General features: G+C 55.2%; 10 protein-coding genes. 9 read left to right on the top strand and 1 reads right to left on the bottom strand.

What is annotated here, in order from left to right:
* Nucleotides 1-4: 4 nt before the first annotated feature.
* From GQE98_RS16750 to GQE98_RS16710, 9 genes are read left to right on the top strand one after another with little or no spacing between them, the layout of a single operon-like run.
* Entirely contained in the window at nt 5-796 is a 792-nt protein-coding gene (locus GQE98_RS16750) for an ABC transporter ATP-binding protein (RefSeq protein ID WP_161316887.1), read from the top strand.
* On the top strand, nt 789-3,041 hold the full coding sequence (locus tag GQE98_RS16745; RefSeq protein WP_161316885.1) for an ABC transporter permease: 2,253 nt from the start codon (nt 789-791) through the stop codon (nt 3,039-3,041). The genes GQE98_RS16750 and GQE98_RS16745 overlap by 8 nt, the downstream gene beginning before the upstream one ends.
* Entirely contained in the window at nt 3,028-3,861 is an 834-nt protein-coding gene (locus GQE98_RS16740) for a phosphoenolpyruvate hydrolase family protein (protein WP_161316883.1), read from the top strand. Before GQE98_RS16745 ends, GQE98_RS16740 begins: the two co-directional genes overlap by 14 nt.
* A 14-nt stretch (nt 3,862-3,875) precedes the next feature.
* Nucleotides 3,876-5,930 (top strand): flotillin family protein, encoded by a 2,055-nt coding sequence (locus GQE98_RS16735; protein ID WP_161316881.1) that lies wholly within the window; start codon nt 3,876-3,878, stop codon nt 5,928-5,930.
* 2 nt (nt 5,931-5,932) lie between these two features.
* Nucleotides 5,933-6,370, top strand: coding sequence for an SRPBCC family protein (locus GQE98_RS16730; RefSeq protein WP_161316879.1), 438 nt, complete (start codon nt 5,933-5,935; stop codon nt 6,368-6,370).
* A gap of 1 nt (nt 6,371) precedes the next feature.
* On the top strand, nt 6,372-7,877 hold the full coding sequence (locus GQE98_RS16725; RefSeq protein ID WP_161316877.1) for a zinc-binding dehydrogenase: 1,506 nt from the start codon (nt 6,372-6,374) through the stop codon (nt 7,875-7,877).
* Complete coding sequence (locus tag GQE98_RS16720; RefSeq protein WP_161316875.1) at nt 7,874-8,740, top strand: fumarylacetoacetate hydrolase family protein; 867 nt, start codon at nt 7,874-7,876, stop codon at nt 8,738-8,740. Before GQE98_RS16725 ends, GQE98_RS16720 begins: the two co-directional genes overlap by 4 nt.
* 3 nt (nt 8,741-8,743) lie before the next feature.
* Nucleotides 8,744-9,514 (top strand): alpha/beta fold hydrolase, encoded by a 771-nt coding sequence (locus GQE98_RS16715; RefSeq protein ID WP_161316873.1) that lies wholly within the window; start codon nt 8,744-8,746, stop codon nt 9,512-9,514.
* A gap of 12 nt (nt 9,515-9,526) precedes the next feature.
* Complete coding sequence (locus tag GQE98_RS16710) at nt 9,527-10,864, top strand: metal-dependent hydrolase family protein (protein WP_161316871.1); 1,338 nt, start codon at nt 9,527-9,529, stop codon at nt 10,862-10,864.
* 72 nt (nt 10,865-10,936) lie between these two features.
* Here GQE98_RS16710 and GQE98_RS16705 read toward each other — a convergent pair whose 3' ends face one another.
* On the bottom strand, nt 10,937-12,184 hold the full coding sequence (locus GQE98_RS16705; RefSeq protein ID WP_161316870.1) for an acetyl-CoA C-acetyltransferase: 1,248 nt from the start codon (nt 12,182-12,184) through the stop codon (nt 10,937-10,939).
* Between the last annotated feature and the right edge of the window lie 3 nt (nt 12,185-12,187).

Here is a 12,187-nt window from a genome sequence, read left to right as displayed (position 1 = left end):
TAGAATGCCCGGAACCGACGCACTCACCCGTCTTCAAAGCACTGGCCAATTCGCGCTGGAACTAGAAGCTGTCAGCCGCCATTTTGGTGCGCTGGTAGCCCTGGCGGATGTCAATATGTCCGTTAAAGCGGGGGAGAGGCGTGCGGTTCTGGGATCTAATGGCGCGGGTAAAACAACACTATTCAATGCAATAACCGGGGATTTTCCGACAACGACCGGCAGGGTCAGGTTATTTGGCGAGGATGTGACGGATTTGCCAAGCCATGAACGAATACGCCGTGGTCTTCGTCGCACTTATCAGATTTCACTTTTGTTCAATGGCTTAACTGTTTTGGACAATACCTATTTGGCCTGTCGCGGAGTGACACGCGGGCGGTTCTCGCTAAGACGGCCAAAACGCGACGACAGTTCACTAGAACTGGCGGAAACTTTACTCCAAGCGGTTCACCTTGATGATGTGAAGGATAAGCAGGTTGCTGAATTAAGTTATGGACAACAGCGGCAACTTGAAATCGCTCTCGCTCTTTCCGGGGCTCCGAGATTAATCCTTTTCGACGAACCTGCGGCGGGGCTCTCGCCAACGGAACGGACGTTGCTTGTGGAGATACTGCAAAGCCTGCCGGCACATATCGGGTTTATCATTATCGAACATGACATGGACGTCGCCCTTAAAGTCTCCGAGAGGGTGACGATGATGCACAACGGGCGAATCTTCAAGGAAGGAACACCCGAAGAAATCGAGAATGACAGCGAAGTCCAGGAACTTTATCTAGGGCAGGGAGGCGATCATGGTTGATCGTAATAACAGGCGCCAGACGCCTGCGGCCATCCTGCAAATAAAGGACTTGCATGTTTATTATGGGCAATCCCATGCCCTGCAGGGGGTGAACCTCACTCTTGATCATGGCGTTCATGCCGTGGTCGGGCGTAATGGTATGGGAAAAACGACATTATGTAACGCGATCATGGGGCTGCTACCCGTTCGGCGCGGATCTGTCCGCTATCAGGGGGAGGATATTACCGGCCTGCCACCTTACAAGGTAGCCTCCAAAGGAATTGGCTATACACCGCAAGGTCGGCGATTGTGGCCAGCACTCAGCGTGCATGAACATCTCAAACTGTGTGAAAGTGGTGGATCCTGGACCATTGACCGAATATACGAAGTCTTTCCGCGGCTTTTTGAGCGTCGTCGTAACGGCGCAGGCCAGCTTTCCGGCGGCGAGCAGCAGATGCTGGCCATTTCGCGGGCGTTGTTACAGGACCCGCAACTCCTGATACTTGATGAGCCAACAGAGGGGTTGGCTCCGGTTATCGTGGACCAGGTCGAGAAATTGCTCGCTGAGCTTGCCGCGGAAGCAGACGTTGCAATCCTGCTGATTGAGCAGAATATATCGGTCGCCACTTCCATATCGGAAGATGTGGCGATTATGGCGAATGGCCGTATAAGTAGGGTTATGCCGGCCCGTGAACTGGCCGCGGACCGGGCGCTGCAGGAACGGCTTCTTGGTGTGGGACGGCATTCTCATGATGATATTGAGCTTCCTCAATTGTTGGAAATAGCGGCCCCCGAAGAGCCGTCGACAGAGGAACCGCTTGTTTCGGAGGAAGATAAAGCCCAGGCCCCGGAGGAAAAAGAACCTGCCCGCAAGACGGTTGTTTACAAGTCACCGACGCGCTGGTCCCGAACCGCGTGGGAGGAGAGGGTTTCGAAACCGGACGACAGCCCGCAAGCGGCGCGGCCGTTCGATGTTGTCCCGGAGCCTCTCTTCAAGGAACCGCCACTGTCTTTTGATGCTATGTCGGGTGACGATGTTCTGGTTGTCGGGACCTTTGACACTAAGGGTGTCGAGCTCTCCTATATCCGAGACCGGGTCGCCAGCCACGGCCTGCGGGTGAGGACGGTTGATCTTTCCACAACGCAAAAGCCTTCCTCCGCAGATGTTCCGCCGCATATGGTGGCGGCCTACCATCCAGGGGGGGCAAGTGCCGTCTTTACCGGCGACCGGGGAAAATCCGTGCGCGCGATGGCGGAGGCATTCGAGAACTGGATCCGACGGCAACGAGGACTGGGCGGGATTATCTCCGCTGGCGGGTCAGGCGGCACGGCACTTGTAACGCCGGCCATGCGCCAGCTTCCTGTTGGCATACCGAAAGTCATGATTTCCACTGTGGCTTCTGGTGAAGTTGGCCAGTATGTCGGCCCAACGGATATTATGATGATGTATTCGGTGACGGATGTGCAGGGGCTGAACAAGATATCCCGCCGTGTTCTTGCCAATGGTGCCAACGCGATATCTGGCATGGTTATGGACGCGAAGAAGCACCCTGAAGCGAAGCTATCCAAAAATGACAAGCCTGGGCTGGGGCTGACGATGTTTGGCGTGACCACCCAGGCGATACAACAGCTGACCGCGGAATTGGAGGATCATTTTGAATGTATGGTCTTTCACGCCACTGGTACAGGCGGCCGCTCCATGGAAAAGCTGGTTGACAGCGGCATGCTTGAAGCGGCGATTGATCTCACGACAACCGAAATCTGCGACATGATGATGGGCGGTTTCTTTGCCGCGACGGAAGATCGGTTTGATGCCTTTATCCGTACCCGTGTCCCATATGTCGGCTCTGTTGGGGCGTTGGACATGGTCAATTTTGGCGCAAGAAACACGGTACCGGAACGTTACCGTGACAGAAAATTTGTCGAGCATAACCCGCAAATCACACTGATGCGGACAACGGCCGCAGAAAATGCCCGGATGGGAGAGTGGATTGCGGACAAGCTGAACCAGATGACGGGACCGGTACGGTTTTTAATTCCGGAAGGCGGAGTCTCCGCGCTCGATGCCCCGGGGCAGCCGTTTTATGATCCGGAAGCTAATCGCGCTCTTTTCGATGCACTCTCCTCCCGGTTCCAAGAGACAGCACAACGCCGTCTGATCCGCACCCCTTACCATATTAACGATCCGGCCTTTACCCAGGCCGTTATTACCGCACTCGAAGAAATTTACCCAACCGCAAGGAGCAAGCGTAATGCCGCGTATTGAACGAATGGAGTTGGTCAAGAAATTCCAGGATATGAAACGACGGCGTGTCCCGATTATAGGTGGTGGCGCCGGCACCGGGCTTTCCGCGAAATGCGAGGAGGCGGGCGGAATAGACCTGATCGTCATCTATAATTCTGGCCGTTACCGTATGGCGGGGCGCGGGTCTCTCTCCGGCCTGTTGGCCTATGGCAACGCGAATGAAATTGTCATGGAAATGGCACAAGAGGTTTTGCCGGTCGTCAAGCATACCCCTGTGCTGGCCGGGGTCAATGGTACAGATCCTTTCTGCCAGTTTGATAATTACCTCGACCAAGTCAAGGCGATCGGGTTTTCAGGGATACAGAACTTCCCGACAGTTGGTCTGATCGACGGAACTTTCCGCGCCAATCTGGAAGAGACGGGTATGTCCTATTCTCAGGAAGTGGAGTTAATCCGCCTCGCCCACGAGAAGGATATGTTCACAACGCCATATGTCTTCTGCGAGGAAGAGGCGGCGGCCATGGCCGCAGCAGGGGCGGATATCATCGTATGCCATATGGGGCTCACAACCGGGGGATCCATCGGCGCGGATACGGCACTTAAGTTGGAGGATTGCCCGGCATTGGTGGATCGCTGGGCCGCGGCGGCCCTCGATGTAAACCCGGAAGTTATTATTCTTGTGCATGGCGGACCGGTCTCGATGCCGGAAGATGCACAATTTGTCCTCGATAAAACAAAAATATGTCACGGCTTCTATGGCGCCTCCTCAATGGAGCGTTTGCCGACGGAAGTGGCAATGACAAAACAAACAGAAGCCTTCAAGGCTTTGAGCTTAGGTTAAGGGAGGTTGAGAAAATGACAACCAGCGTGATTGGCTCGACAATTCTGTGGCTTATCATTGCGATCATAGTCATCGCAGTGATCGCCTATCTTCTTCATTGGCTATACCATCGCAGCACCAAGGAAGTGGCGTTCGTAAGGACCGGCTTCGGCGGGGAAACCGTTGTGATCAACGGCGGCGCGTTGGTTTTGCCGATTATTCACGAAGTAACCCCGGTCAACCTCAATGTGGTGCGGATCCCCGTCACCCGCACGAAGGAAGAGGCCGTCATTACGCGAGACCGCATGCGTGTCGATATCGAGGCGGAGTTTTTCGTTCGCGTTATCCAGGAGAAAAAGGCTGTCGCCGCTGCGGCCTCTACTTTGGGGCGAAAAACCATGTCGCCTGAAGGACTTGCCGATCTTCTTTCGGGAAAGTTCGTCGGTGCGCTGCGGTCTGTCGCGGCCGAAATGTCGCTCGATGAGATGCATGAAAAGCGCGGCGAGTTCGTTGACCGTGTGAATGAACGCGCGGCAGACGTGCTGGCGCGCAACGGGTTGGAGCTCGAAACAGTAGCGATCACAGATCTCGATCAGACCGAGCTGGAATTTTTCAATCCAGCCAATCGTTTCGATGCCGAGGGCCTTACCCAATTGATTGAGACGATCGAAACCCGCCGGAAACTTCGCAATGATATAGAGCAGTCTTCTGTGGTCGCCATACGCGCCCGTAATTTGGAGGCGGAAAAGGAAACCCTGAAGCTTGAGCAGGAAAGCGAAAGTTCCCGCCTTAACCAGGAGCGTGAACTGGAAGCCCTGCGGGCCATACAGAGGGCTGAGATCACTCATACGCGGTCTGAGAAAGAAGCAGAGGGGGAAAAATCCCGCATACTGAATGAGCAAAAAACCCGTGAAATAGAAATCGCCCGGCAACGCGCCTTGCAAGCGGCGGAGATTAAGGCTCAGGAAGAAATCGAGAAAATGCGGGTGGCGCAGGATCAGGAACTTGAAGCTGTTCGTATTGATCGCGACCGGATGATCCGGGAGAAGCAGATACAGCAGCGTCATGAAATCGACTCTGCCGAAATTTCTGCGAATGAAGATGTTGAGCGGGCTCGGATTGTCTCCGAACGGTTGCTGCAGGAAGCCCGGATCATGGCCGAAGAGGAAACGGAAAATCGCGATATCGCCCGAAACCAGCAAATAGAAACGGCGAAGATTGCTGCGCAGAAAGCCATCGAGTCATCGCGGATTGCGCAAGAGCAGATTCTCGACAAGGCGCGTATCGAGCGCGATCGTGTCCTGCGGTCGCAGCAGATTTCCTTCCGCCAGCAGATTGAAGAGAATGAAATCTCGGCACAAGAAGAATTGGAACGTGCCCGCATCGCCTCTGAGCGCGGTCTCGATGAGGCCCGCATCCTGAAGGAACGGGACCTTCGGAGGCTGGAGATCGAACGGGATCAGGCCCTTGAACTTGCGGATATCGAGCGTCAGATCCTGATCCTGAAAGAGCAGGCATCCGTCGCGGATACACGTGTTGCGACCGAGGCCGCAGAGGCCAAGGCCGTTGAGGCTGCCGAGAAAGTCTCGACCATTCGCGAGACAGTTATTGCCGAGCGAATTGCCTCTGTTGACCGACTGCTGGCGGCGAAAGACGCCGATACGGCGAAAATCGCAGCAGAAACCGACAAGATCACGGCGGCAGTTCAGGCCGAGGCACAGCGTCTTCAGAATGAAGCAGAAAACATTCTCAGCGAAGATGCACGGGCCGGTCGCCTGCGGTCCAAGATGCTGGATCGCCTGGAAGGCATCGTGCGCGAAAGCGTCAAACCGATGGAGAATATCGAAGGCATCAAGATCCTCCATGTCGATGGCATGAACGGCGGCGGCAACAGCCATCGCTCACCCACTGACGAGGTCATCGAAAGTGCCTTGAGATATCGGGCGCAGGCCCCGCTGATCGACGAGATGATGCGGGAGATTGGTGTGGAAAATCCGGGCGTAACGAAAATGGGCGATATTTTCCGTTCCGCCAAGGATGCGCAGTCTCTTGCCAAAGGCGCGAAGTCGGATAAAGGCGGGGACGATTAAACATGCCCAGCGTCTATACCTCGACCGTTATTGCCGCCCAGGCAGACCGCGTCTGGTCTGTCATCCGCGACTTTAATGCATTGCCCGACTGGACTGAGTTTGTCGTTGATAGCCGAATAGAGGAAGGGCTCCCGTCGGATAAAATTGGCTGCGTGCGGGCCTTCCGGCTTGAAAATGGCGGCTTTATCCGGGAGAAGCTTCTGGCGCTCTCGGATTATGACTACAGCTTTTCCTATTCCATTCTTGAAAGCCCGATGGGCGTGGAAAACTATGTGGCGACGGTCAAGCTCTTTCCGATCACCGATGGAGGGCATACCTTTGCAGAATGGTCAGCGGAGTTTGATTGCGCACCGGATCGGGAGCAGGAACTGATTGACCATATCAGCACGAATGTCTTCTTAGGTGGGCTTACCTCACTCAAGAGCCAGATGGGGGGCTGAATTGGTATCCGTCCGCCGCAGCACTGTCATTGAGGCGCCGATTGAGGCGGTCTGGGAGATCCTTCGGGATTTTAACGGACATGATCGCTGGCATCCGGCTGTCCGGCGGAGTCATCTGGATGGAAATAAGCGAACCGACCAGATCAGTGCCATCCGGAATTTTGAACTGACGGAAGGGGAGAATCTTCGCGAGCAATTGCTGTCGATGTCGGACAAGGATCACAGCTTCCGATATGCGATCGTTGAAAGCGATATTCCGCTACAGAATTACATCGCTGAAGTTTCCCTCAAACGGGTGACAGATGGAAACTGCACATTCTGGTCGTGGACGTCAAAATTCGATACGCCAAGGGGGCGGGAACAGGAACTGGCGCAGCTGGTTGCTGAAGGGGTGTATGAAGCCGGGTTCGAGGCAGTCCGTTCGCGCTTGACCACTACGCGGACTTTATCGCGTCACAGTTTTTCATCTTCTGCGCCTTCAACTCAGTCCCAAAGCGGCACGGCCCTTTCTGGCATGGCAATCGGAATTAACCGTCACGGCGGGCCAGAGGAGATGCATGCGATTGAGGTGACAGCCGCACCACCAGGGCCGGGTGAAGTTCGTCTACGGCAGACGGCGATCGGTGTCAATTACATCGATGTCTATTGCCGATCGGGATATTTTGATCTGCTTAAACCGCCCGGTGTACCGGGTATGGAAGCGGTCGGTATCGTCGAGTCGGTAGGCGAGGGGGTGCGTCATTTATCGCCGGGTCAACGGGTTGGCTATGCCTGCCCGCCAGTCGGCGCCTATGCCTCCGTTCGCACCATGTCAGCCGCGCTGGTCGTTCCTCTTCCCGATGATATCGATGATGTGACGGCTGCGGCGGCCCTGTTGAAAGGGATGGCCGCGGAATTTCTTTTGCACAGGGTGCATCAGGTCAAGAAAGAGGATGTCGTCCTCGTCTACGCCCCGGCGGGTGGCGTTGGCCGTATTCTCTGTCAATGGGCAAACAGCCTTGGCGCGAAGGTTATTGGCGCAACCTCCAATGAGGAAAAGGCCCGCGTTGCCCGAGCCGAAGGGGCGCATCATGTGATCCTGCCGGGTAATCGCAGCCTTGAAGAACAGGTAATGGAAATCACCAAGGGCCATGGCGCAGATGTGATATTTGACGCAGTCGGAAAGGACAGCTTCGATCATTCAGTCGCGGCCCTTGCCACTTGCGGTCATCTGGTCAGCTTCGGACAGGCCTCGGGTGATATCGGAGCACGCGATATCAGTTCGCTTGCGTCGAAGTCCGTAACGATTTCCCGGCCAAACTTTGGCCATTACACCGATACGCCGGAAAAGGTCGCCGCTATCACTAAGCGACTATTCGATGCCATCCGGCGGCATGTCATTACCATTGAAGTGGGACAGCAATACCCCTTGTCCCGGGCCGCAGATGCACATCGTGCATTGGAGGCGCGGGAGACAACAGGTTCCAGCGTCCTTATTCCCGATGATTACAAGAAAGGTCAGAAATGAAATTCGCGGTTTTCAACTTGAAGGGAAGAACCCAACTCGGGCGGGTCAACGAGGCAGGGAACGCCATTGAATGCTTCGATATGCCTGAGGCTTCTATCGTGCGGGATGGTGTGGCCGCCCTGATTGATCAGCCGTTACCGAAGGTTACTGAGACCGTTCCGATATCTGAGGTTGAGTTGCTGGCGCCGGTGCCGCGGCCTTCGCGCAATATTTTCTGTGTGGGCAAGAACTATCATGAACATGCAAAGGAATTCGCCGCCTCAGGATTCGATAGCTCCGCCGCGAAGGGCACCGTACCAGAGGCGCCCATTGTGTTCTCCAAGCTGCCGGAAACAGTGGTAAAGACGGGTGCGCCAATCCTGATTGATGCCTCGGTATCCACCGCGATCGATTATGAAGCCGAGCTTGCGGTGATTATCGGCAAGACCGGGCGGAATGTCTCCAAGGAAGACGCGCTTTCCCATGTCTGGGGATACACTGTGGTCAATGATGTTACCGCGCGGGACCTGCAGGGGCATCACAGCCAATGGCTGATCGGTAAATCGCAGGATACATTCTGCCCCATGGGGCCTTGGGCGGTTACGGCGGATGACATTGATCTGTCCGACACACCAGTAAAATGCTGGATCAATGATGAATTGCGTCAGGATTCCAATACCGGGTTGTTGATTTTCGATATCCCGACCATCATCGCGGCGATTTCCAACGGAATAACACTGCAACCCGGCGATGTAATCGCGACGGGCACACCGGCGGGGGTTGGCATTGGCTTTAACCCACCGAAATATCTTCAGCCCGGTGATAAGGTCCGTGTGGAAATCGGCGGCATCGGAACGTTGGAAAATCCGGTCGAGGCTTACTGAACAATGGTAGATATTTCGGTTGGCAGCATGAAGGTGGAGGATCAAGGCGAGGGTGAAGCCGTGGTGATGATCCATGGCCTTGGCGGAACATCCAACAGTTTTCAGACCCTGATTTCTGCAGTCAATGGATATCGGATAGTCCGACCTGATTTGCCGGGGGCAGGGCGATCTCCTTTACGGCCCGGCCGTCCGGGCATCGCGGGATTAGCGTCTTCAGTTCTGGATTGCCTGAAGACTGCAGGTGTGACCAAGGCGCATTTCGTGGGGCATTCCATGGGCACCATCGTGTGTCAGTATCTGGCGGTTGATCATCCGAAAATAGTGCAAAGCCTGACCTTGTTCGGGCCTATACTGGAGCCGCCAGCGGCCGCGCGCACCGGATTAAGTGAACGGGCGGCAACGGCACAGCGGGAGGGGATGGCAGGCATTGCCGAAGCCGTTCATAAAGCAAGTGTATCCTCAGGCAAACCTGTCGCCGCTGCTTTTGTCAGGGAAAGCCTACTGCGGCAGGATGCCAAAGGATATGCAGCTCATTGTCTTGCGCTCAGCAGCGTGGAGGCAGCCACCCTCGCAAAAATAAACTGTTCCACTTTGCTGATAGCGGGGGAAACAGACCCGGTGGCACCCGTTGCGATGGCAGAACAAATGAAACAAAAACTACCCAGGTCGAAGTTAGAAATCATACCGGAGGTAGCCCATTGGATGATGATGGAGGCTCCGGAGCGTTCCGCTGAATTGCTCAGAGCCCATCTCGACAGCAACAGCATTAGTTAGGGAGACTAAATCATGGCTGAAAATACATTCACCGACTGGAGTGGTAGAAGTAACGGAAGTAATGGGAGTTCCGACATCATCTTCAGCAATGTCCGTATCATTGATGGCACCGGGGAGGCGCCCTACTCAGGAGAAGTCACGGTTTCGGGCAACCGGATCAAATCGATCAGCCGTTCCGGCATGGGCAGTAGTTGGGGGAGTACCGGCGGACAGCGTATTGACGGCCGGGGTATGACATTAATGCCGGGTCTGATCGATTCTCATCTGCATCTCAGTTGGAATAATGCGCCGGGCGTTGATCCGATCCAGATGATGCCGCTGGAAGAGCATATGCTGGTTTGCGTTGAAATGGCCAAAATCGTTCTGGACGCTGGCTTTACCGCCGGACGTGGTGCGGCGGCGGCCAAGCCACGGCTTGATGTCGTTATCCGCAACGCTATCAACGCTGGTCGATTTCCGGGCCCACGTTATACGGCGGCAAGCCCTGAGATTACAACGACAGGCGGTCTTGGCGATGCGTCCCCGCCACATATCCAGCATGAAGGCCTGAACCTCGGCATCGTGGTATCCGGTCCTGAGGAAGTCCGGAGAAAAGTCCGGGAGATGATCAAATGGGGCAATGACACAATCAAGCTTAATCTTTCCGGCGAAGAAGTCGCCGGTATGGGCGCGGAAGAAAACCAGATGTCGGATGAGGAAATTGCCATGGCGGTTTCCGAAACGCGGCGGCGTGGCCGGTCACTCGCGGCGCATGCACGCTCTGCCGAGTCGATCAAGCTTTGCGTTAAATACGGGATTGAAACGATCTATCATGCCTCCTTCACGGACGAGGAGGCGCTCGACATGCTGGAGGCCGCAAAAGACAAGCATATTGTTGCTCCGGGCCTTGCCTGGCTGATCAATACTGCGCGAAACGCGGGCGATTACGGTATTAAGCCCGGGAGCCCCTTGAGCATCGCCTACGAGCGGGAACTCGAGCATGCCGTTGAAAGTATGAAGAAAATGCACAAGCGCGGTATCCGCCTCGCGATTGGAGGGGATTACGGCTTTGCTTGGACGCCAATGGGAACAAACGCGAAGGATCTGGAGTATTTCGTTGATTTGCTGGGCTTTACGCCAATGGAAGCCCTTCTTTCGGGAACGAAAATCGGCGGCGAGATGATGAAAATGAGCAATGAGCTTGGCATGATCCGCGAAGGTTACCTGGCGGATATGCTGCTTGTGGATGGGGATCCGTCGCGGGATGTAAAGGTTCTGCAAGACAAGAAGCGCCTGGTGGCCATCATGAAGGATGGCAAGTTCCACAAAGCTCCGGAAAATTTGGGCTCAGGTCTAAGAATAAGCGCATAAAGAGTGAAAAACAAAAAAAGGGCGAAGCAGGAGTTTTCGCCGCTTCGCCCTTTTCTTTGTACCGATTTGTTTCTAGCTGTCGAGCCGTTCGATGATGATCGCGGGGGCCATGCCGCCGGCGGCACACATGGTGACGAGCCCGCGTTTCTTGTCCTGCCTTTCAAGCTCATCCAGAAGCGTCCCAATCAGGATTGATCCCGTCGCACCGATCGGATGACCAAGCGCCATTGCGCCGCCATTAACATTTACCTTGCTTCGGTCGAGTTTCAGGTCGCGGATGAATTTTTCGGCAACGATAGCGAATGCCTCGTTGATTTCCCAAAGGTCGATATCGTCTGGTGTCAATCCAGCTTTGGCGAGCACTTTCTTTGCTGCGGGTACCGGTGCGTTCAGCATCAGCGTAGGGCAGTCTCCCATATTGGCAGTCGCAACAATGCGGGCGCGCGGTTTCAGGTTATGCTTCTTCGCATAGTCACCGGACGCGAGCAAAATGGCCGCAGCGCCATCGACAACTCCTGAAGAGTTGCCTGCATGATGCACATGGTCAAATTCCTTGATCTGAGGATACTTGCGGGTAATCAGGCTGCCGTAAGTATTGCCCGCTTCGTCAACGACAACATCGCGGAACATATTGAAGACCGTCTTGAGCCCTGCCAGGCTTTCCATTGTCGTTCCGGGCCGGGGGAATTCCTCTCGATCGAGGGCGATGGAACCGTCCCTGTTTTTAACCGGAATAATTGACTTATCGAAACGGCCTTCCTGGATGGCTTTATCAGCGCGATTTTGGCTTTCTACTGCAAGTTCATCCAATGCTCTTCTGTCGATCCCTTCCAGCGTGGCGATGGCATCGGCACAGACACCCTGCTGGGACTGAGGATGACGTTCGCGAAGATCCGGATTATCGCCGTCAAGCATGGAAGGTTTGTTTGGATCGGCGATGGAGGCGGTATAGCTCATCATCTCGGTACCGCCCGCGATGACCAGATCCTCCATACCAGACATCACCTGAGCAGCAGCGAGATTCACGGTTGTGATCCCAGAGCCGCAAAAACGATCCAGCGTCATACCGGAGGCCTTGGTGTCATATCCTGCGGCAAGTGCCGCCATCCGGCCAAGGTCATAACCCTGCTTGCCGACCTGTGTCGACGTGCCCCAGATGATGTCATCCACGTCGGCTGTATCGAAATCATTTCGCTCGGCCAATGCTCCCAGAACGGTTGCACCAAGATGCTGGGGGTGGAGATGGGCGAGGGCGCCTTTGCCAACCTTGCCGACGCCGCGCGGTGTGCGGCAGGCGTCAATAATATAAGCTTCAGTCATTCT

This window comes from Sneathiella litorea, assembly GCF_009882915.1.
Classification (GTDB): Bacteria; Pseudomonadota; Alphaproteobacteria; order Sneathiellales; family Sneathiellaceae; genus Sneathiella; species Sneathiella litorea.
The sequence above is the reverse complement of the archived record's forward strand: the minus strand, read 5'-3'. Positions and strand labels throughout refer to the sequence as shown.

Bases quoted from the DNA above. Each gene is read 5' to 3' on its own strand.
- GQE98_RS16750 (WP_161316887.1), top strand. From the start codon at position 5: ATGCCCGGAACCGACGCACTCACCCGTCTTCAAAGCACTGGCCAATTC.
- GQE98_RS16745 (WP_161316885.1), top strand. From the start codon at position 789: ATGGTTGATCGTAATAACAGGCGCCAGACGCCTGCGGCCATCCTGCAA.
- GQE98_RS16740 (WP_161316883.1), top strand. From the start codon at position 3,028: ATGCCGCGTATTGAACGAATGGAGTTGGTCAAGAAATTCCAGGATATG.
- GQE98_RS16735 (WP_161316881.1), top strand. From the start codon at position 3,876: ATGACAACCAGCGTGATTGGCTCGACAATTCTGTGGCTTATCATTGCG.
- GQE98_RS16730 (WP_161316879.1), top strand. From the start codon at position 5,933: ATGCCCAGCGTCTATACCTCGACCGTTATTGCCGCCCAGGCAGACCGC.
- GQE98_RS16720 (WP_161316875.1), top strand. From the start codon at position 7,874: ATGAAATTCGCGGTTTTCAACTTGAAGGGAAGAACCCAACTCGGGCGG.
- GQE98_RS16715 (WP_161316873.1), top strand. From the start codon at position 8,744: ATGGTAGATATTTCGGTTGGCAGCATGAAGGTGGAGGATCAAGGCGAG.
- GQE98_RS16710 (WP_161316871.1), top strand. From the start codon at position 9,527: ATGGCTGAAAATACATTCACCGACTGGAGTGGTAGAAGTAACGGAAGT.
- GQE98_RS16705 (WP_161316870.1), bottom strand. From the start codon at position 12,184: ATGACTGAAGCTTATATTATTGACGCCTGCCGCACACCGCGCGGCGTC.